This window comes from Brucella sp. 22210, assembly GCF_052045675.1.
Classification (GTDB): Bacteria; Pseudomonadota; Alphaproteobacteria; order Rhizobiales; family Rhizobiaceae; genus Brucella.
This window is the reverse complement of sequence record NZ_JBQEPD010000001.1, coordinates 58,135-76,462: the sequence shown is the minus strand read 5'-3', so window position 1 is coordinate 76,462 and position 18,328 is coordinate 58,135. Positions and strand designations below refer to the sequence as shown.

The window sequence follows — 18,328 nt, the reverse complement described above, 5'->3', positions numbered from 1 at the left end:
GAACACAAAATCTAAAGTTTGAAGATCAACGGAAGAAGAAACCATGGCCACCGAAATTCGCGTTCCCACGCTTGGGGAGTCCGTTACTGAGGCAACCATCGGAAAATGGTTCAAGAAGGTTGGCGATGCTATCGCCATCGACGAACCGCTGGTGGAACTGGAAACCGACAAGGTGACAGTGGAAGTTCCGGCTGCTGCTGCTGGTGTGCTGGTTGAAATCGTGGCCAAGGAAGGCGACACGGTTGAGGTCAACGCTCTGCTCGGCCAGATTTCCGGTGAGGGCGCAGCTGCTGCACCTGCTCCGAAGAAGGAAGAAGCCAAGCCAGCCGCCGCTCCGGCAGCCGCTGCACCGGTCGCTTCCGCATCGTCGGGCCCGGCCATGCAGCCTGCACCTGCTGCTTCGAAGCTTCTTGCTGAAAGCGGTCTGTCCGCTGATCAGGTCGAAGGCTCGGGCAAGCGCGGTCAGGTTCTCAAGGGCGACGTTCTCGACGCTATCGCCAAGGGTGTTTCGGCTGCTCCGGCTCCGGTTGCTGCCCGTCCGGCTTCCTCGGCTGACGATGCACCGCGCGAAGAACGCGTGAAAATGACCCGTCTGCGTCAGACTATCGCTAAGCGTCTGAAGGATGCGCAGAACACTGCTGCCATGCTGACGACCTATAACGAAGTCGACATGTCCGCAGTCATGGAACTGCGCACCAAGTACAAAGACGTCTTCGAAAAGAAGCACGGCGTGAAGCTCGGCTTCATGGGCTTCTTCACGAAGGCTGTTACCCATGCGCTGAAGGAAATCCCGGCTGTTAACGCCGAGATCGACGGCACTGACATCATCTACAAGAACTTTGCGCATGTCGGCATGGCTGTCGGCACCGACAAGGGTCTTGTCGTTCCGGTTATCCGCGACGCCGATCAGCTTTCGATCGCTGGCGTGGAAAAGGAACTGGGTCGTCTGGCCAAGGCAGCGCGCGATGGCACGCTTTCGATGGCTGACATGCAGGGCGGCACCTTCACCATCACCAATGGTGGCGTTTACGGCTCGCTGATGTCTTCGCCGATCCTCAATTCGCCACAGTCGGGCATTCTCGGCATGCACAAGATCCAGGATCGTCCGGTGGTTGTCGGCGGCCAGATCGTGATCCGTCCGATGATGTACCTGGCCCTGTCCTACGATCACCGCATCGTGGACGGCAAGGAAGCCGTGACCTTCCTGGTCCGCGTCAAGGAAAGCCTGGAAGATCCGGAACGTCTGGTTCTCGATCTCTAAGCTGGAATTCAGGAAAGCCGCCCGGGCACAATCGGGTGGCTTTTCGGTCGGGTTTACGAGCAACGGGATTTGAACGATGGAGCCGGGTCTTTTCTCCTCTTCGCCTTATCTGTCGCCCTATCTGCCGCTTGTCGGCTGGAGCGTCGTCTTGCTGGTGGCCCATATTCTCCTGCAAGCCATGACGGCGACGCGAGAACTCGGCACCGACTGGAATGCCGGTCCCCGCGATGAAGGGTTGAAACCTTCCGGTGCCATTGCCGGGCGTGCTGAGCGGGCGTCCACGAATTTCCGCGAAACCTATCCGGCTTTTATTGCGCTGGCTCTGGCTCTGACCCTGAAGGGTGATGCAAGCGTCTGGGGCATTTACGGAGCCTGGCTCTGGTTTGCATGCCGTATTGTTTACATTCCGCTCTATCTGGCGGGCATTCCCTATATCCGGTCGCTGATCTGGGTCGGTTCGATGGTCGGATTGGGTGTCATGTTTCTGGCTTTGATTTTTTGATAGCTGCCGGCGCGGCCAATCGCGCCACAATGTAGCAAAGGAAAAGCGATGCATCCCTATCTCTTCGAACTGGCTTCCCTGATGGCGATCTTCTCCTTTGCGATTGTTTCGCCGGGAGCAGATCTGGCCATGGTCATGCGGCAGTCCTTGATGCATGGCCGTCGTGAGGCGATCATCACCAGCTTCGGGATCGGGACGGCGCTGATGATGCACGTCACCTATACGGTGCTGGGGCTTGGCCTCATCATTTCCAAGTCGATCTATCTGTTCAACATCGTCAAATGGTGCGGTGTGGCCTATCTGGTCTATATCGGCATCAAAGCGCTGCGTGCGGGCGCGACCACAATTGATGCGCAAACCGCCTCGAACGAGCCGCGCAAGCAGCAGAGCTTTGCCAAGGCATTCGGTCTCGGCTTTGCGGCGAATGCTCTTAATCCGAAGCCGGTGTTTTTCTTCCTGTCGATTTTTTCGACAGTCGTTCACGCGCACACGCCGACCGAAATAAAGCTCGGCTACGGTGTCGTGATGGCCACGGCGCTGATCAGCTGGTTCGTTGGAGTCAGCATTTTCATGACGACGCCGAAGATGCGCGCGGCTTTTTCGCGAGCTTCGAAATGGATCGATCGCACCAGCGGTGTTGTCTTCATCGCTCTGGGGCTTAAACTTGCCACCGAAAAGGCTATGTAAGAAGCAATTGATTTGCTGCCGGAAAAACTCAGGGAGAACCGACAGATGCATGTTGCAAGGAAGCTTCTCAAAATAACGGCCGCTTCGGTCGTCGCCGCTTCGGTGTTCTCAACCGCGGTGCAGGCAGCCTGCACCCAGAATCGCGGCATCTATCAGGACCGTGACGGCGCCTACACATTGACGTTCCGTCCACTGCAGACGAACGATCTCAAGATGACGCCTGCGCCGACCAATGAATTTACGATCACTGCCAATGACAAGCCGGAATTCAAGCTGAATGGCATGGTGATCTGGCCGGAAGAGGGTGTGGCGCGGCCTTATGCGCTCATCACCTATAATTGCAAGGGCGATGGCTCCAATCCGGAAGACCTTGATGATTGCAGTATCTGGCAGAGCGTCATCTACGCGCTGAAGGAAGGTGCGGAAGCGGAAGTTCTGCCCAAGGCGGATGAACCTGCCGCGCAGGCTGTGCTGTTCCCCGATCTGGTGACGGCGCTCGACGGTTATGATTTTGGAGCGGCCAAACCCGAAAAGCCGCTTCAGTGGGAAGTGTTCCGCTTTCAGGGATGCACCCCGGATGAAAACTGATCGGCAGCTTTAACAAAAGCCGGTTATTTCAAGCATTTTGCAGCCGAAACATTTGGCGTCGCATAAATGCGGTACTCTAACGAAAAACGTTCAGGAAAGACTGAAAAGGGTAATTCAATGTCTTATGATGTGGTTGTCATCGGTACGGGCCCCGGCGGTTATGTCGCCGCAATCAAGGCCGCGCAGCTGGGTCTCTCGGTCGCTGTGGTGGAAAAGCGCAAGACCTTCGGCGGCACCTGCCTCAATGTCGGCTGCATTCCGTCCAAGGCGCTTCTGCATGCATCGGAAGTCTTTGCCGAAGCTGGTCATTCCTTTGATACGCTGGGCGTGGAAGTGTCGCCCAAGCTTAATCTGGGAAAGATGCTGGCCCACAAGGACGCGACCGTGAAGTCCAATGTGACGGGCGTGGAATTCCTGTTCAAGAAGAACAAGATCACGCCTTACATCGGCACCGGCAAGGTCGTCGCCAAGGGCAAGGTTTCCGTGACCGCCGAAGACGGCAAGGTTGAGGAAATCGAAGCCAAGAACATCATCATCGCAACGGGTTCCGACGTTGCCGGTATTCCGGGCGTCAAGGTCGACATTGATGAGAAGACCATCGTTTCCTCGACCGGCGCTCTGTCCTTCGACAAGGTTCCGGGTCATCTCGTCGTCGTTGGCGGCGGTGTGATCGGTCTGGAACTCGGTTCGGTCTGGGCGCGTCTCGGTGCAAAGGTCACGGTTGTCGAATATCTCGACAAGGTGCTCGGCGCGATGGACGGCGAAGTCTCCAAGCAGTTCCAGCGTCTGCTCGAAAAGCAGGGCATTGCCTTCAAGCTCAGCGCGAAAGTGACGGGCGTCGAAAAGTCCGGTAAGGGCGCGAAGGTCACTTTCGAGCCGGTCAAGGGCGGCGATGCGGAAGTGCTCGAAGCCGATGCCGTTCTGATCTCCACGGGCCGTCGTCCTTACACGGACGGTCTTGGCCTTCAGGAAGCAGGCGTCAATGTCGATGATCGCGGCCGCGTTGCGATTGACGATCATTGGCGCACCAATGTCGAAGGCATTTACGCCATCGGCGACGTGGTGCAGGGCCCGATGCTGGCGCACAAGGCTGAAGACGAAGGCATTGCTGTTGCCGAAATCATCGCTGGCCAGGCCGGTCATGTGAATTTCGACGTTATTCCAAGCGTTGTCTACACCCAGCCGGAAGTGGCTTCTGTGGGCAAGACCGAAGAAGAACTGAAGGCCGCCGGTATTGAATACAAGGTCGGCAAGTTCCCGTTCACGGCCAATGGCCGCGCACGCGCCATGCTGCACACGGACGGCTTCGTGAAAATCCTCGCCGACAAGGCGACGGACCGCGTGCTGGGCGCTCATATCCTCGGCTACAACGCTGGCGAAATGATCCACGAACTGGCCGTTCTGATGGAATTCGGCGGCTCGTCGGAAGATCTGGCCCGCACCTGCCATGCGCATCCGACCATGTCGGAAGCCGTGCGCGAATCCGCTCTGGCGACCTTCGCCAAGCCGATCCATATGTAGTCTCTTCGAGCATTTCCAGCAAAAGTGCGAAGCGGTTTTGCGTAGGATAATGCTTAAAAATAGATAGAGCGGTTCCACGATTCCGTTTTAACCGGAACCGCTCTAGAGAGAATGCAGAAAGGCCCGCGCAAGCGGGCCTTTCTTGTTTTATGGGAATTAATTCTGGGCTGGCGGATTGGCAGGTGTGGCCGGAGCCGGTGTTGCGGGCTCGCTCTGCGTTGCGGGTGGCGGTGCTGCCGTGTCGGTTCGCGTACCATTCTCGTAGAAGAAATAGCCGAGAATGATGATTGCCACGAGCAGAACGGCACCCAGAAGATAGCCGCTTCCGCCGCGTTGCGGCGGTGGCATGCCGGAAGGATCGGAAAGTCTCGGATCAGTATTAACCGGGTTCGTTCTGGGGTCGTTTCGCGGATCGAGGGGATCAACCATTGCGCGCTCCTCCAGTTGTCGCATCGGGTTTGCGCGGCTTTCAGCCGTCACAAACTCGCTTCAGCAGAGTGAACGCAGTCAAAAGCCGATTGTTCCGCGTGCGGGCAGGGGGCTAAAGCGCCGTCAGCCGATAGCCCTTGGCGCGCAGCAACTCCACCACACCCTCTTCGCCCGGCAGATGCAGGGCGCCGATAGCAATAAAGACATTGCCTTTTTCCAGCAGCGGAACGGCGCGATCCGCCATGGTGTGGTTGCGGTCGATGATCAGATATTTCAGGAACAGATCGTAATCCTGATCGGACAATGCATCCGGCACGATTCTTCTCAGCGCCGGCATGATCATGCCAAGCTCGCCCTTCAGATAAAGCGCGGTTGTCGTTTCCATGGCGTCTTCGGTTTTGTCACCGTAATCGACCGTGGCGATGAGATTGCGAATGTGAAAATCGAGCGGAAGCTTCTCGGTGGCTTCGAACTGTTCCGCAGCCGTTTCCAGCCCCTCAATGTTGCGCCCTTCCAACTGAGCATGGATTGCCAGAAACTCGTCGAGCGATTTCACGCCGTCGCTTTTGCGTTCGCGCTCGCATTTGGGCAGGGCCAGCAGCGTGGTCAGAATCCACGGCTTCATCTTGGCGACCGCATCGAGAATAATGCCGCGCTCCGCAAGCTTATTTTCGATTTCCTCCCGCCTGTCGGCAGGCAGATGCGATTTGAGCGTGCTGCCATCGGTGAAAAGCAGCAGTTCGGGACGTTCCAGCTTCAAACGCAGAAAGTTCTTCTGGTCGAGAACATCAGTGGTTTCGATCACGACAGTATTCGCCGATTGATAGGCGTCTTGCACTACCTTCGGCAATTCCAGTACACGCGGATCGCTGAGATGAATGGTGCCGAACAGATAGGACGGGGCTACTCCGTCCTTTTCGATCTTCCAGATGCGGCCTTGATGGTTGGGGATCGATTCTGCTTCCGCGCGCAGCTCTTTCCAGAGAGCGGGGTCGCTTTTTTCCACGCCATCGATGAGATTTTCGCCCCGAATGGAGCAGGCGGGAGCTTTTTCGTCAGCTCGTGCGGTGACGGAACCGGCGAAGACGGCGCATAGAAGAACGAGAAGCAGCTTTTTCATACAGGGGAATATAAGCAATCTTCCGCGATGTGAAAGGTGGCCAGTTCAGGCTCTCGGATGTGCCTTGTCATAAACTTCCAGCAACCGCTCCGTATCCACGCCGGTATAGATCTGCGTGGTCGACAGGCTGGCATGGCCAAGCAGTTCCTGAATGGTGCGCAGATCACCGCCGCGGCCCAACAGATGGGTGGCGAAGGAGTGGCGTAGAGCATGCGGCGTGGCGCTGTCCGGTAGACCGAGCCCGGCGCGCAGCTTTTGCATTTCGCGCTGGATGATGGCGGCATGAAGCTCGCCGCCTTTCGCACCGCGAAACAGCGGCTTGTCGGCAGAGAGATCATAGGGACATAGCGCGCGATATTGCGCGACGGCGCGATGGATAATCGGCAGCAGGGGCACAAGCCGAGACTTGTTGCCCTTGCCTGTTATGGTGATCGAAAGCGCGGAACTGTCGGACAGCGCATCGCCTTTGAGGCCAAGAGCCTCGGAAATGCGCAGGCCGCAGCCATAGAGCAAGGTGAGCACGGCCGCGTTACGCGCCGCGATCCACGGTTCCTCGGCCATCTGGCCATCGGCAGCGACCACACGGCGGGCGTCGTCAGCGGTTAGCGGTTTCGGGAGGGATTTCGGCTGGCGCGGTGCGCGCATGGCGCTCGCGCCTGCGGCATTGGCCAGACCGCGTTTTTCCAGATGGCGCAGCAGGGAGCGTATACCGGCCAGACCACGGCCAAGGGTTCGCGCGCCTGCGCCATCATTGCGGCGGCTGGCGAGGAACGAGCGCAGATCGGCAACGCGCAGGCTGCTGACATCTTTCAGCGAGGGCGGTTCGCCCAGATGTCCGGTGAGGAAATTGAGAAATTGCCGCGAGTCGCGCTCATAGGCTTCAACGGTGTTTTCAGAAAGACGGCGCGTATCCTTTAATGTCTTCAGCCATTCCTCACGCGCAGCCGCAAGGTCTGCACGGGCGGGAATCAGGAATTCGCCATTCATCGCCATCTTGAAATCTACCGGTTGAAGTTTCGGCTGACAGTTTGTCAGGGAGAGGTTACCGGCTGGTTGCCATAGTGTGTTTGGCAGCCAGATTGACGGAACCAAGCATTTTTCTTGGCGTTTCGGTGTTAATTCGCTAAGCGATAAAGCTAATCAGCAGCGCATATCGGTCTCACTGTCGGGGCGATGTGCCCGAATCCAGATCAGGGGCAACCATGCCACGTCCAGAAAATCCGATTCAGCTCGCCATCGTCGGTGCCGCCCATGGCATTCGTGGCGAAGTCAGAATCAAGACATTCACCGAAGATCCGCTTTCAATTGGCGATTATGGCCTGCTTTATGATGAGCAGGGCAAGGGCTACGAGGTTCTTGAAGCCCGGGCCGCCAAGACGGTTGTGATTGTGCGCTTCAAGGGCGTCAACGATCGCAATGCCGCCGAGGCGCTGAATGGTACTGCGCTTTACATCGACCGTTCGCAATTGTCGGATGACGATCTCGAAGACGACGAGTTCTTTCAGACCGACCTGATCGGTCTTGCGGCAATCGATGCCGAGGGCAAGAGCTATGGCGTTGTGAGCGCGGTGTTCGATTTCGGTGGTGGCGACCTCATCGAACTGAGCGAGAAGGGCAAGCGCCCGATGCTCATTCCCTTCACCGAAGCGGCTGTACCGGAGATTGACTTCGAAAAAGGCACCCTGCTGGTGGAGCCGTTCGCGGCGGGCCTGATCCCCGATGAAAATGACAATCCGCTGAAGGGCGGCAATCAGCAGAAGAAGCGACCGAAGAAGTCATGACGGGTGAATCTTCGCACCTTCTGCCGGAAGTCAAAGAAGCAGGCTTGTTCCATGCTTCTGTGCTGACGCTCTATCCGGAAATGTTTCCGGGGCCGCTTGGCGTTTCACTGGCCGGCAAGGCACTCGCCGAGGCGAAGTGGCAGCTCGACACGGTGCAGATTCGCGACTTTGCCGAAGGCAGGCATCGCATGGTCGATGACACGCCGTCGGGCGGTGGCGCGGGCATGGTGATGAAGCCCGATGTGATTGCGCGGGCGCTCGATTCCGTTGCCGATGATCGCCCGATGCTGCTGATGACCCCGCGCGGTGCACCGCTGACGCAGAAACGCGTGCGCGAGCTTGCAGCCGGGCCGGGCGCGATCATTCTGTGCGGACGCTTTGAAGGCGTGGATGAACGCGTGATTGAAGCGCGCCAACTCGAGGAAGTCTCGATCGGCGATTATATTCTTTCGGGCGGCGAGACGGCGGCCATCGTGCTGCTGGATGCTGTGGTGCGCCTGTTGCCGGGCGTGATGGGCAATCAGCAATCGGGCGAAACGGAAAGTTTCGAGACCGGGCTGCTCGAACATCCGCATTATACGCGTCCGCAGGTCTGGGAAGACAGATCCATTCCCGATGTTCTGACATCCGGCAATCATGGCGCCATCGACAAGTGGCGGCATGCGCAGGCCGAGCGGATCACCCGGGAACGCCGCCCCGATCTCTGGGATTCCTATCAGGAGACAAAACGCAAATGAATCTGATCCAGCGCCTTGAAAGCCTGTCCCTCGCGCTTTTGGCGCTCGGAGCCTACTGGGTGAGTGGAGCAAGCTGGTGGCTTTTTGCCATTCTGGTTCTGGCGCCGGATCTGTCGTTCTTTGCCTATATGAAGGGACCGCGCACCGGTGCGGTTGTCTATAATATTGCCCATAGCTGGATCGGCGTGGTTCTGCTGGCCGTGTTTGGCTGGGCAATGAACTGGCAGATTTGTATCGCCATGGCGCTGATCTGGGCGGTGCATATCGGCATCGACCGCGCGCTGGGCTTTGGTCTCAAATATGGATCAGGCTTTCAGGATACGCATCTGGGTCGTATCGGCAAATAGATGAAAATGCCCGGTTTTCACCGGGCATTTTGTTTCATGCGTGCTGCTTTGCGGATGCGTGAGCCTGCACTTCCGGCCTGCGGAGTATGAAATAGACGCCGCCGCCAATGCCGACGCCGAAGAACCAGCCATAGGTTGCCCACCAGTCCGGCAGAAGACTGGTGGCCATCGGCAGGACAGACGAGAACAGAGCGCCAATCGCAAAGGCGATGAAAGCCTTGACGTGCCAGCCGTTCTGGAAGCGGAATTCACCATTCTCCTGATAAAGATCGGCGACATTCAGCTGTCCGCGACGCAGCAGATAATAGTCGACCATCATGATCCCGAAGATCGGCCCCATGGTGGAACCCAGGAAATTGACGAAATGTGCAGCGCCGGTTTCCCATGGCGCGAACGGATAGAGGATCAGCGCGATCAGCGCTGCGATAACGCCGCCCCGCTTGAAGGAAACCTTCTGCGGAAATGTATTCGAGAAATCGAAGGCGGCGGAAACGAAGTTTGCCACCACATTGATGCCGAGCGTGGCGACAGTGAATGTCAGCGCGGCCAGAAGCGCCAGAAACCAGCTGTCGAACTTTGCTGAAATCTGGTCGGGGTGCAGCAGCACTTCGCCATAAACGGTGAATGCGGCGGTGGTTGTGACACCGGCAACGAGGCAGAAGGCCAGAAGATTGACCGGCAGGCCCCATAGATTGCCGCGCCGCAGTGCCGCTTCATCCTTGGCATAGCGCGAGAAGTCGCAGAAATTGAGATAAAGTGCTGCGAAATAGGTGATCCAGGTGGCGGCGACCGCTGCCAGCGCGGCGATGGAACCCGGCTCGCCGGATACGCCAGCGTCCCTTGTCTTCTCCAGCAGAATATCGCGTGGGATTTCGCTGCCAAAGGAGAATGTACCAGCCTTGATGACCAGATAGACGGCCAGAATGAGCATCATGATCCAGACAGCCGGACCCGCCCAATCCTGAAAGCGGCGCACCGTTTCCATGCCACGCTGGATGATCAGCAACTGCGCCGCCCAGACTAGCACGTAGCAGATGACTTCAAGGGTGGAGTGGCCGAGCAAATGGCTGTTCTGGTGAAAGGCCAGCATGCTGTCATTGCGGATCAGCAGCGCAACGAGCGCGCCAGAGGCTGCCGCCGTCTGCGCGCCATACCAGAAGCAGGCGACGCCGCCGCGCACGAGCGCCGGAAAATTCGCGCCGAATGTGCCGAAAGACGCGCGCGCCAGCACCGGAAATGGCACACCTGTCCGCACGCCCGCATTGCCGACGAGGCTCATCAGGAAGAAGATCACCAGAGAGCCAAGGCCGATGGCAATGATAAAGTTCAGAAAGCTGCCACAAAGCAGAAAAAGGCTTGCAGCAAGATAATAGCCCCAAAGACTATGGACGTCCGATGTCCAGACATTGAAAATACTGAAAGCGCCCCATTTGCGTTCGACAGCGGGCGCCAGATCCTCATTATACAATGAGGGTGACGGTTGTTTGATAGTCATATTGTCCCCATTTTAGCTTTATGCTTTTTTTGATTGCTTACGTGTGAAGCATTTATTTTTGCAATATTTCTGACATAGTCGCTTGCGGCTGGCTATTAAAAATTCTGACAGGGCGTGACAAACCCCTCGCAATGCTGTATTTGCGCGTCTGTTCGGGGGAACCCGACATTGCAATACCTCGTTCGGGCCAAGCCCGAGACGTCCGTAAACCAATAAATGGTGTACCGCTCCTGCCTGATATTGAAGGCATAGCCGCAAGGCCAAGGATTGCTTGGCGGCAAGTGCAGAGCGCTCTGACTGTTTGAAAAGAACATAGAAGGAGTCAGACGATGACCGACATCATTCGTCAGCTTGAAGCCGAACAGGCAGCAAAGATCGAAGAAAAGCGCAAGCTTCCAGATTTCCAGCCGGGCGACACGGTTCGCGTTCAGGTTCGCGTTACCGAAGGTACGCGTACCCGCGTGCAGGCCTATGAAGGCGTCTGCATTGCTCGTTCGGGCGCTGGCCTCAACGAAAACTTCACCGTTCGCAAGATTTCGTACGGCGAAGGCGTAGAGCGCGTATTCCCGGTTTACTCGCCGATCGTTGAAGGCGTTGAGCTGGTTCGCCGCGGTAAGGTCCGTCGCGCCAAGCTTTACTACCTGCGTGGCCTCACCGGTAAGGCTGCCCGTATTTCTGAAAAGAAAGACAACCGCACCAAGGCTGAGCGCGAAGCTGACAAGGCTGCCGCTGCCAAGGCCGAAGCTGCCAAGACCGCTGCTGAATAAGGTTCAGTCAGAGATCTTTGAAAAAGGCGGCCTATGGCCGCCTTTTTTATTTGCCAAATGCACCGAGACACATAATATCAGGCATAATTCTGCCGACTTTGCGCAAGATTGTTACTGCGACACCCTGTTGCGGTTTCAGTTTCTTGACGAAACGCGATGGCAGGTGCATATGACAGGCCAAATTAAGAACCGTTCAAAGGAACTCTCGCAATGAGCGCGCCGCGTACACTTTATGACAAGATCTGGGACGACCATGTAGTGGATCAGCAGGAAGATGGTACCTGCCTCCTTTATATTGATCGCCATCTTGTGCACGAAGTGACGAGCCCGCAGGCTTTCGAAGGCCTGCGCATGGCTGGCCGTCCGGTGCGCCATCCCGAGAAGACGCTCGCCGTGGTCGATCACAACGTGCCGACTTCGAAAGATCGCGTCAACGGCATCAAGAACGAAGAAAGCCGCATTCAGGTTGAGGCTCTCGCCAAGAATGCTGCCGATTTCAATGTCGAATATTATTCCGAACGCGATCGCCGTCAGGGCGTCGTGCACATCGTTGGACCGGAACAGGGCTTCACCCTGCCGGGCATGACGATTGTTTGCGGCGACAGCCACACCTCGACCCATGGCGCGTTCGGTTCGCTGGCGCATGGTATCGGTACGTCGGAAGTTGAGCATGTGCTCGCGACCCAGACGCTGATCCAGAAGAAAGCCAAGAACATGCTGGTGCGTGTTGAGGGCGAACTGGCTCCCGGCGTCACCGCCAAGGACATCACGCTCGCCATCATCGGTGAAATCGGCACCGCTGGCGGCACCGGCTACGTGATCGAATATGCAGGCAGCGCCATTCGCTCGCTGTCGATGGAAGGTCGCATGACCGTCTGCAACATGTCGATTGAAGGTGGCGCACGCGCTGGTCTGATCGCTCCGGACGAAACGACCTTCGCCTATGTGCAGGACAAGCCGCGCGCGCCGAAGGGTGAAGCGCTGGAACTGGCTATCGCCTACTGGAAGACGTTGCATTCGGATGAAGGTGCGCATTTCGACAAGATCGTCGAGCTGGATGCCGCCAAGATTTCGCCGGTCGTCTCCTGGGGCTCTTCGCCGGAAGACGTTGTTTTCGTCACCGACATCGTTCCAAATCCGGACGAAATCAAGGACGAAACCAAGCGTGCATCCAAGTGGCGTGCGCTCGACTATATGGGTCTGAAGCCGGGAACCAAGATGACCGACATCAAGATCGACCGCGTTTTCATCGGTTCCTGCACCAATGGTCGTATCGAAGATCTGCGCGACGCAGCGCGTATGGCCGCTGGTAAGAAGGTTGCCGATGGCGTCAACGCGATGATCGTGCCGGGTTCGGGTCTCGTGAAGGAACAGGCGGAAGCTGAAGGCCTCGACAAGATCTTCATCGAAGCCGGTTTTGACTGGCGCGAGCCGGGCTGCTCCATGTGCCTTGCGATGAATGACGACCGCCTGAAGCCGGGTGAACGTTGCGCTTCGACCTCGAACCGTAACTTCGAAGGCCGTCAGGGCTTCAAGGGCCGCACCCATCTCGTATCGCCAGCCATGGCTGCCGCTGCTGCGATTGCCGGTCACTTCGTCGACATTCGCGACTGGAACTGAGTTCCGTAAGACACCGATTTGAAAAAGCCGCCGGAGCGATCCGGCGGCTTTTTCTTTATGCTCTGTTCTAAATATAAATATCGAGATTAATGCCTTAAAAAGCACTGGTCTTATGAGCTTCTTCATGGTTTCCCCGCATATTCCATGTATATGCAAGTGCTGTTAGATTAGTGTTTTCTTATTTGACGCGCTTCGAACGGAAAAGGCATTCATGGGCGGGGCCGATTTCATTCTCATCATCAACATGACCGTATCCGGTCTGTTTGCCTTCGCGTTTTTCGGCATTGCCGTTTACGCGCAAGGCAATGCGGCTGCGCGCGTCTTCGCGATGGGCTTCGTTTTTGCGATGCTTTATTTCCTGACCGAGCTGGCGATGCCGTCCATGCCAAGCCCGCGTCTTGGCTATATGCTCGCCTTCGCAACTTATCTTATGACGCTGGTTTGCCTCGTCATCGGTCTGGCGCGCATGTATGCCGCTCCGGTGCCGTTGAAGATGCTCGGTCTGCTTGTGTTCCTTTCGCTGGTGATGATTTACGCCATTTACGGCATTGCGCGCAGCAGCTGGGCGGGCTTGTTTCTCTACCAGACGCCTTATTTTCTGGCCTTGGCGCTTGCCGTCTGGGTTATCCTGCGTTTCAGCAGGCGTGGTGCCGTCGATATGATGATGGCCGCGCTCTTTGCTTTGAGTGCGTTACATTTTCTTTTGAAACCCGTGCTCGCCGATGTGTCAGGTGGGGCGGGCAGCGAGCCGAACGATTATGTGAACACGGCCTATGCGCTTTTTGCCCAGTCGATTGGCGCAGGTCTGTCGGTCGCGGCGGGGCTGCTGTTGCTGTTGAGCCTGATGCGTGAACTGCTTTCGGACATGACTATCCGTTCTGAAACGGACGAGCTGTCGGCCCTGCTCAATCGCCGTGGCTTTGCGTTGCGGGCGGAAGCGGCGATCGATAAATCGAAGCGGTCGCGGCAGGCCTTGTCGCTCGTGGTTTGCGATATCGACTATTTCAAACTGATAAATGACAATTACGGCCATGCGCTGGGCGACCGTGTCATTGCGGCCTTTGCTGCTGAATTGCGCAAGACGGCAGTTGCCCGAGGCGGCTTTGCCGCGCGTATGGGCGGAGAGGAATTTGCGGTCCTGCTGCCGGGAAACACCATTCAGTCGGCGTCGCGCTGTGCCGATGGTTTGCGTCTGGCATGCGGCACGATTAAAATTCCGAGCCATAGTGGCGATATAGATTTCACCGCCAGCTTCGGCGTTGCCGAGATGGAATTCGACGACATGTTTTCCGATCTCTACAAACGGGCTGACGGCGCGCTGTACGAGGCGAAAAAGGGCGGTCGCAATTGCGTGCGCGCGGCATCGCCGATCATCTCGGATGAGAATGTCGTGGAGTTTCGCCCGTCGGGATCAGCCCGCACACGTGGATAATCCGGCTCAACAGCCCGGGTGATCCAGAACCGGCGTTTCTCCGCTATCCAGCCCATACATGAATGAGCGCCCGCGCAGAAGAACAGCGCTTTCGCAGCTGCTGTTCGGCGGGCCGACGATATAGGCAACAGCCTTGTCTTGCGGCGCGGTGATGGTCGTCGTGCCCTGCGCCCGGCGCGGCATCTGCAATGTCGGGTCCTTATGCGCCGCACCGACACGGATGATCTTTGGGCCGCCATTCGCCTTTTGCATGATCAGGTTTCCCGATGCGTCGGCATAGCGCAAAGTGGTGTCGGCGGATGCCGTCGCGACCCAGCCGGCAAGCGCAAGTGCACATGAAGCTATCAAGGCTATTCTGTTTCGGTTTGCCATGGTGCGGTTTCACCTTTGCCGTCTGACGCAAAAAGAGTTTCCAGATCATCTTAACTCTTTCTTTACCTTTTTCATCCGTGCTGGCTACAATCGGATAAGTCTTTGGACGCAACTGCTTCGCCGCGTTGTGACCAAAGGCGACTTGAACCGCCCCGAAGGCCAAGGAATGTTTAATGACCAAAGATCATGCCGTCGATATTGCGCATCTTCATCTTCGTGATGCCCACGAATTTGCGCCGCTGCTTGCCAGCTATGCGCAGGCGCTGAAGCGTGGAGCGCCGCGCCGTCCCGACGATTATTACGCCGAGCATCTTTTGCAGGACCGCGCCACTGAAATTCTCGGCGCGCGTGTGGACGGGAACCTTGTCGGCTTCGTGATTTTCTACGATCTCCCGGAGCCGGTATCGGGCCTGCGCGCAGGGCAGGTGGATCACATCTATGTCCATCACGATCACCGGGGCAAAGGCATCGCCAAGGCGCTGATCGACCTGCTGGCCGACAAGGCGGAAGAACGCAGCTGGTCCAAGCTTGTGCTCAATGCACCGCGCGTGCCGGAAGACGGCCGCAAGCTCTATGAGCAGATCGCGACGGCGGCTGACTGGTCGAGCTATGTGATTCGATTCGGCGCTTGATGCGTCTTTACTAAAGTTGATGAATTTACACATGTTTTTCGAAATTGCGGCCTTCAAACGATTGAAGGCCGCAATCACGTGAATGTGTCGCAAAGGTGCGACCAATTGTTAGTCTTTTCGTGAAAAAGCTTCTTTGACGTGATGGTAAAAGAGCAGTAGAAAGCGGCACATAAGGCCGTATTCCACGGTCTCGCCATATTTCTTGGGTCGTGCCGACGCAGGATCGGAAGTTCCGGTACCTTGCGTGAAGGGCGACTTCAAAACTGGGTTTTCAGAAACCCGCCATCCGGTACGCCCGGCCGATCATCGTCGGTGGGTATTGCCGGGGGAGAAACGTCAGGGAAGCCCCACGAGAGGCCAACGAGAACCATGACACAACCGACCGTAACGCGTCCGCGTCCTTTGTCGCCGCACCTGTCCGTCTATAAGCCGGTCATCACGATGACGATGTCCATCGTGCATCGTATCACGGGTGGGGCGCTCTATTTCGGCACATTGCTGCTTGCAGCCTGGCTCATTTCCGCAGCCGTTGGCGAAGAGTGCTTCAATGCCGTCAACGCCGTTTTCGGCTCCTGGATCGGCCAGCTCGTTCTGTTCGGTTACACCTGGGCGCTGCTGCACCATCTGGCTGGCGGCGTTCGTCACTTCATCTGGGATACCGGCGCCGGTCTTGAAAAGCACACCGCTTCCAAGATTGCCTGGGCAACGGTTGTCTTCTCGGTCATCGCAACGATCCTCGTCTGGGTCGTCGCTTACTCGGTGCGCTAGGAGGCTGATCCCATGAGCGGTTCGAATAACGATATGCGTACGCCTCTTGGCAAGGTTCGCGGTCTTGGCTCCGCCAAGGAAGGCACCAGCCATTTCTGGTATCAGCGCATGACGGCGGTGGCTCTGGTGCCGCTGGTTCTCTTTTTCATCGGCCTGGTGATTTCGCTCAATGGCGCAAGCTTTGCGGAAGTCCGGGCTGCTCTCTCGCATCCCCTTACCGCGATTATCATGGCGCTGTTCGTTCTGACCGGCGTCTATCACATGCGTTTGGGCATGCAGGTCATTATCGAAGATTATGTGCATGGCGAAGGCATGAAGATCGTGCTGGTGATGCTGAACACCTTCTTTGCGGCGGTGGTCGGTTTTGCCTGCGTTTTCGCGATCCTCAAGCTCAGCTTCGGAGGTTGATAGCCCGATGGCTAGTGCAGAAAAGAATGCAGCTCCTGCTGCGGGCGAAAAGGCCTACAAGTTTGTCGATCACAAGTTCGACGTTGTCGTGGTTGGCGCCGGTGGCGCTGGTCTGCGCGCCACGCTCGGCATGGCCGAGCAGGGCCTGAAGACAGCCTGTATCACGAAGGTTTTCCCAACCCGTTCGCATACGGTTGCGGCGCAGGGCGGCATTGCCGCCTCGCTGAAGAATATGGGCCCGGACAGCTGGCAGTGGCACATGTACGATACTGTCAAGGGATCGGACTGGCTCGGCGATACCGATGCGATGGAATATCTGGCGCGTGAAGCGCCTGCCGCCGTTTACGAGCTGGAGCACTATGGTGTGCCGTTCTCGCGTACGGAAGAAGGCAAGATTTACCAGCGTCCGTTCGGCGGCCACATGCAGAATTTCGGCGACGGTCCTCCGGTTCAGCGCACCTGCGCTGCCGCTGACCGTACCGGCCATGCCATTCTGCACACGCTTTACGGCCAGAGCCTGAAGAACAACGCACAGTTCTTCATCGAATATTTCGCGCTCGACCTGATCATGACCGACGGTGTCTGCACCGGCGTCGTGGCGTGGAACCTCGATGACGGCACCATTCATCGCTTCTCCGCCAAGATGGTGGTTCTGGCGACGGGCGGTTATGGTCGCTCCTACTTCTCGGCCACCTCGGCCCATACCTGCACCGGCGACGGCGGCGGCATGGCTGCGCGCGCTGGCCTGCCGCTTCAGGATATGGAATTCGTTCAGTTCCATCCGACCGGCATTTACGGCGCAGGCTGCCTCATCACTGAAGGCGCACGCGGCGAAGGTGGATATCTGGTCAATTCCGAAGGCGAGCGCTTCATGGAACGCTATGCGCCATCGGCCAAGGATCTTGCCTCGCGTGACGTTGTTTCGCGCTGCATGACCATGGAAATCCGCGCCGGTCGTGGCGTCGGTAAGGCCAAGGACCACATCTTCCTGCATCTCGACCATCTCGATCCCGCCGTTCTGCATGAACGCCTGCCGGGCATCTCCGAGTCGGCCAAGATTTTCGCAGGCGTGGACGTGACCAAGGAGCCGATCCCGGTTCTGCCAACCGTTCACTACAATATGGGCGGCATTCCGACCAATTACTGGGGCGAAGTGCTGAACCCGACGCCGGAAGATCCGGATCGCGTCCAGCCGGGCCTGATGGCTGTCGGCGAAGCGGGCTGCGCTTCGGTGCACGGCGCCAACCGTCTCGGCTCCAACTCGCTGATCGATCTTGTGGTGTTCGGTCGTGCGGCTGCGATCCGCGCTGGCGAAGTCATCGACCGCGCTGCGAAGATCCCGGACATCAACGAAGCCGCAGTCGAAAAGATCATGGATCGTTTCCATCGCCTGCGTTACGCCAACGGCTCGACGCCGACGGCAGAGCTGCGCGAAAAGATGCAGCGCACCATGCAGGAAGATGCCGCCGTGTTCCGCACGTCGGAATCGCTCAAGCAGGGCTGCGAGCGCATGGAAAAGCTCTGGCACGAACTGCCGGATATTAAGGTTTCCGACCGCTCGATGATCTGGAACTCCGATCTTGTCGAAACGCTCGAACTTGAAAACCTCATGGCCAACGCGTTGACGACCGTTGTTTCGGCGGAAGCACGTCATGAAAGCCGCGGCGCTCACGCGCATGAGGATTTCCCGGACCGTAACGATGCCGAGTGGCGCAAGCACACCCTGTCCTGGCTCTCGCCGGACGGCAAGGTGACGCTCGGTTATCGCGCCGTTCACCTCGATCCGCTCACGACGGAAGAAGAAGGTGGCATCAGCCTCGCCAAGATTGCGCCGAAGAAGCGCGTTTACTGATTAAGGGAA

20 protein-coding genes are annotated in these 18,328 nt (G+C 57.6%); 15 read left to right on the top strand and 5 right to left on the bottom strand.

The features are described from left to right. Positions 1-43: 43 nt before the first annotated feature. From odhB to lpdA, 5 genes are all read left to right on the top strand, one after another. Positions 44-1,261: a 2-oxoglutarate dehydrogenase complex dihydrolipoyllysine-residue succinyltransferase gene (gene odhB, locus ACTJKP_RS00400; RefSeq protein ID WP_440629324.1), complete on the top strand. Its 1,218-nt coding sequence runs from the start codon at positions 44-46 to the stop codon at positions 1,259-1,261. A gap of 76 nt (positions 1,262-1,337) precedes the next feature. Beyond that, a complete protein-coding gene (locus tag ACTJKP_RS00395) occupies positions 1,338-1,763 on the top strand; it encodes an MAPEG family protein (protein WP_440629323.1) in 426 nt (141 codons plus the stop codon). 48 nt (positions 1,764-1,811) lie between these two features. Next, positions 1,812-2,450 carry a LysE family transporter gene (locus ACTJKP_RS00390; RefSeq protein ID WP_078337567.1) on the top strand — a complete coding sequence of 213 codons (639 nt, stop codon included), beginning with the start codon at positions 1,812-1,814 and terminating at the stop codon, positions 2,448-2,450. Between the two features lie 45 nt (positions 2,451-2,495). Then, positions 2,496-3,038, top strand: coding sequence for a hypothetical protein (locus tag ACTJKP_RS00385; protein WP_138784161.1), 543 nt, complete (start codon positions 2,496-2,498; stop codon positions 3,036-3,038). 117 nt (positions 3,039-3,155) lie between these two features. Beyond that, positions 3,156-4,559: a dihydrolipoyl dehydrogenase gene (lpdA, locus tag ACTJKP_RS00380; RefSeq protein WP_440629322.1), complete on the top strand. Its 1,404-nt coding sequence runs from the start codon at positions 3,156-3,158 to the stop codon at positions 4,557-4,559. Positions 4,560-4,715: 156 nt separating this feature from the next. On the opposite strand, the gene ACTJKP_RS00375 is transcribed toward lpdA, so the two are convergent. The 3 genes from ACTJKP_RS00375 to ACTJKP_RS00365 all read right to left on the bottom strand — a co-directional run bounded on the left by ACTJKP_RS00375 (position 4,716) and on the right by ACTJKP_RS00365 (position 7,101). Next, entirely contained in the window at positions 4,716-4,988 is a 273-nt protein-coding gene (locus ACTJKP_RS00375; protein ID WP_440629321.1) for a hypothetical protein, read from the bottom strand. A 112-nt stretch (positions 4,989-5,100) separates the two neighbouring features. After that, positions 5,101-6,108, bottom strand: a complete 1,008-nt coding sequence (locus tag ACTJKP_RS00370) for a TraB/GumN family protein (protein WP_440629320.1) — start codon at positions 6,106-6,108, stop codon at positions 5,101-5,103. A gap of 45 nt (positions 6,109-6,153) precedes the next feature. Next, positions 6,154-7,101 (bottom strand): tyrosine recombinase XerC, encoded by a 948-nt coding sequence (locus tag ACTJKP_RS00365; RefSeq protein WP_078337563.1) that lies wholly within the window; start codon positions 7,099-7,101, stop codon positions 6,154-6,156. A gap of 209 nt (positions 7,102-7,310) precedes the next feature. On the opposite strand from ACTJKP_RS00365, the gene rimM reads away from it, so the two are divergent. From rimM to ACTJKP_RS00350, 3 genes are read left to right on the top strand one after another with little or no spacing between them, the layout of a single operon-like run. Next, complete coding sequence (gene rimM / locus ACTJKP_RS00360; RefSeq protein ID WP_440629319.1) at positions 7,311-7,889, top strand: ribosome maturation factor RimM; 579 nt, start codon at positions 7,311-7,313, stop codon at positions 7,887-7,889. Next, the gene (trmD, locus tag ACTJKP_RS00355) at positions 7,886-8,626 is read left to right on the top strand and encodes a tRNA (guanosine(37)-N1)-methyltransferase TrmD (RefSeq protein WP_440629318.1); all 741 of its coding nucleotides are present in this window, start codon (positions 7,886-7,888) and stop codon (positions 8,624-8,626) included. The genes rimM and trmD overlap by 4 nt, the downstream gene beginning before the upstream one ends. Then, positions 8,623-8,973, top strand: coding sequence for a DUF4260 domain-containing protein (locus ACTJKP_RS00350; protein ID WP_078337560.1), 351 nt, complete (start codon positions 8,623-8,625; stop codon positions 8,971-8,973). The genes trmD and ACTJKP_RS00350 overlap by 4 nt, the downstream gene beginning before the upstream one ends. 34 nt (positions 8,974-9,007) lie before the next feature. Here ACTJKP_RS00350 and ACTJKP_RS00345 read toward each other — a convergent pair whose 3' ends face one another. Then, entirely contained in the window at positions 9,008-10,468 is a 1,461-nt protein-coding gene (locus ACTJKP_RS00345; protein WP_440629317.1) for an NCS1 family nucleobase:cation symporter-1, read from the bottom strand. A 329-nt stretch (positions 10,469-10,797) separates the two neighbouring features. Here ACTJKP_RS00345 and rplS point away from each other — a divergent pair, with 329 nt between their 5' ends. The 3 genes from rplS (at position 10,798) to ACTJKP_RS00330 (ending at position 14,287) form a co-directional block, all read left to right on the top strand. After that, positions 10,798-11,235, top strand: coding sequence for a 50S ribosomal protein L19 (rplS, locus tag ACTJKP_RS00340; protein WP_078337559.1), 438 nt, complete (start codon positions 10,798-10,800; stop codon positions 11,233-11,235). 210 nt (positions 11,236-11,445) lie between these two features. Then, on the top strand, positions 11,446-12,855 hold the full coding sequence (gene leuC / locus ACTJKP_RS00335) for a 3-isopropylmalate dehydratase large subunit (RefSeq protein WP_440629316.1): 1,410 nt from the start codon (positions 11,446-11,448) through the stop codon (positions 12,853-12,855). Between the two features lie 211 nt (positions 12,856-13,066). After that, entirely contained in the window at positions 13,067-14,287 is a 1,221-nt protein-coding gene (locus ACTJKP_RS00330; protein WP_440629315.1) for a diguanylate cyclase domain-containing protein, read from the top strand. A gap of 6 nt (positions 14,288-14,293) precedes the next feature. Here the strand turns inward: ACTJKP_RS00330 and ACTJKP_RS00325 are convergent, their stop codons facing one another. Further along, on the bottom strand, positions 14,294-14,659 hold the full coding sequence (locus ACTJKP_RS00325) for a hypothetical protein (RefSeq protein WP_440629314.1): 366 nt from the start codon (positions 14,657-14,659) through the stop codon (positions 14,294-14,296). 173 nt (positions 14,660-14,832) lie between these two features. On the opposite strand from ACTJKP_RS00325, the gene ACTJKP_RS00320 reads away from it, so the two are divergent. The 4 genes from ACTJKP_RS00320 to sdhA all read left to right on the top strand — a co-directional run bounded on the left by ACTJKP_RS00320 (position 14,833) and on the right by sdhA (position 18,319). Further along, a complete protein-coding gene (locus ACTJKP_RS00320; RefSeq protein ID WP_078337555.1) occupies positions 14,833-15,291 on the top strand; it encodes a GNAT family N-acetyltransferase in 459 nt (152 codons plus the stop codon). 369 nt (positions 15,292-15,660) lie between these two features. After that, complete coding sequence (gene sdhC / locus ACTJKP_RS00315; RefSeq protein ID WP_440629313.1) at positions 15,661-16,059, top strand: succinate dehydrogenase, cytochrome b556 subunit; 399 nt, start codon at positions 15,661-15,663, stop codon at positions 16,057-16,059. Positions 16,060-16,071: 12 nt separating this feature from the next. Then, positions 16,072-16,467, top strand: coding sequence for a succinate dehydrogenase, hydrophobic membrane anchor protein (gene sdhD, locus ACTJKP_RS00310; protein ID WP_113533782.1), 396 nt, complete (start codon positions 16,072-16,074; stop codon positions 16,465-16,467). Between the two features lie 7 nt (positions 16,468-16,474). Next, the gene (gene sdhA / locus ACTJKP_RS00305; RefSeq protein WP_440629312.1) at positions 16,475-18,319 is read left to right on the top strand and encodes a succinate dehydrogenase flavoprotein subunit; all 1,845 of its coding nucleotides are present in this window, start codon (positions 16,475-16,477) and stop codon (positions 18,317-18,319) included. Positions 18,320-18,328: the final 9 nt, after the last annotated feature.

What these genes read in the sequence shown, in the direction of transcription:
- ACTJKP_RS00375 (WP_440629321.1), bottom strand. Translation starts at nt 4,988, where the DNA reads ATGGTTGATCCCCTCGATCCGCGAAACGACCCCAGAACGAACCCGGTT.
- ACTJKP_RS00390 (WP_078337567.1), top strand. Translation starts at nt 1,812, where the DNA reads ATGCATCCCTATCTCTTCGAACTGGCTTCCCTGATGGCGATCTTCTCC.
- ACTJKP_RS00345 (WP_440629317.1), bottom strand. Translation starts at nt 10,468, where the DNA reads ATGACTATCAAACAACCGTCACCCTCATTGTATAATGAGGATCTGGCG.
- ACTJKP_RS00320 (WP_078337555.1), top strand. Translation starts at nt 14,833, where the DNA reads ATGACCAAAGATCATGCCGTCGATATTGCGCATCTTCATCTTCGTGAT.
- ACTJKP_RS00325 (WP_440629314.1), bottom strand. Translation starts at nt 14,659, where the DNA reads ATGGCAAACCGAAACAGAATAGCCTTGATAGCTTCATGTGCACTTGCG.
- ACTJKP_RS00370 (WP_440629320.1), bottom strand. Translation starts at nt 6,108, where the DNA reads ATGAAAAAGCTGCTTCTCGTTCTTCTATGCGCCGTCTTCGCCGGTTCC.
- odhB (WP_440629324.1), top strand. Translation starts at nt 44, where the DNA reads ATGGCCACCGAAATTCGCGTTCCCACGCTTGGGGAGTCCGTTACTGAG.
- ACTJKP_RS00385 (WP_138784161.1), top strand. Translation starts at nt 2,496, where the DNA reads ATGCATGTTGCAAGGAAGCTTCTCAAAATAACGGCCGCTTCGGTCGTC.
- ACTJKP_RS00395 (WP_440629323.1), top strand. Translation starts at nt 1,338, where the DNA reads ATGGAGCCGGGTCTTTTCTCCTCTTCGCCTTATCTGTCGCCCTATCTG.
- sdhA (WP_440629312.1), top strand. Translation starts at nt 16,475, where the DNA reads ATGGCTAGTGCAGAAAAGAATGCAGCTCCTGCTGCGGGCGAAAAGGCC.
- ACTJKP_RS00365 (WP_078337563.1), bottom strand. Translation starts at nt 7,101, where the DNA reads ATGGCGATGAATGGCGAATTCCTGATTCCCGCCCGTGCAGACCTTGCG.
- ACTJKP_RS00350 (WP_078337560.1), top strand. Translation starts at nt 8,623, where the DNA reads ATGAATCTGATCCAGCGCCTTGAAAGCCTGTCCCTCGCGCTTTTGGCG.
- ACTJKP_RS00330 (WP_440629315.1), top strand. Translation starts at nt 13,067, where the DNA reads ATGGGCGGGGCCGATTTCATTCTCATCATCAACATGACCGTATCCGGT.
- sdhD (WP_113533782.1), top strand. Translation starts at nt 16,072, where the DNA reads ATGAGCGGTTCGAATAACGATATGCGTACGCCTCTTGGCAAGGTTCGC.
- trmD (WP_440629318.1), top strand. Translation starts at nt 7,886, where the DNA reads ATGACGGGTGAATCTTCGCACCTTCTGCCGGAAGTCAAAGAAGCAGGC.
- rimM (WP_440629319.1), top strand. Translation starts at nt 7,311, where the DNA reads ATGCCACGTCCAGAAAATCCGATTCAGCTCGCCATCGTCGGTGCCGCC.
- sdhC (WP_440629313.1), top strand. Translation starts at nt 15,661, where the DNA reads ATGACACAACCGACCGTAACGCGTCCGCGTCCTTTGTCGCCGCACCTG.
- leuC (WP_440629316.1), top strand. Translation starts at nt 11,446, where the DNA reads ATGAGCGCGCCGCGTACACTTTATGACAAGATCTGGGACGACCATGTA.
- rplS (WP_078337559.1), top strand. Translation starts at nt 10,798, where the DNA reads ATGACCGACATCATTCGTCAGCTTGAAGCCGAACAGGCAGCAAAGATC.
- lpdA (WP_440629322.1), top strand. Translation starts at nt 3,156, where the DNA reads ATGTCTTATGATGTGGTTGTCATCGGTACGGGCCCCGGCGGTTATGTC.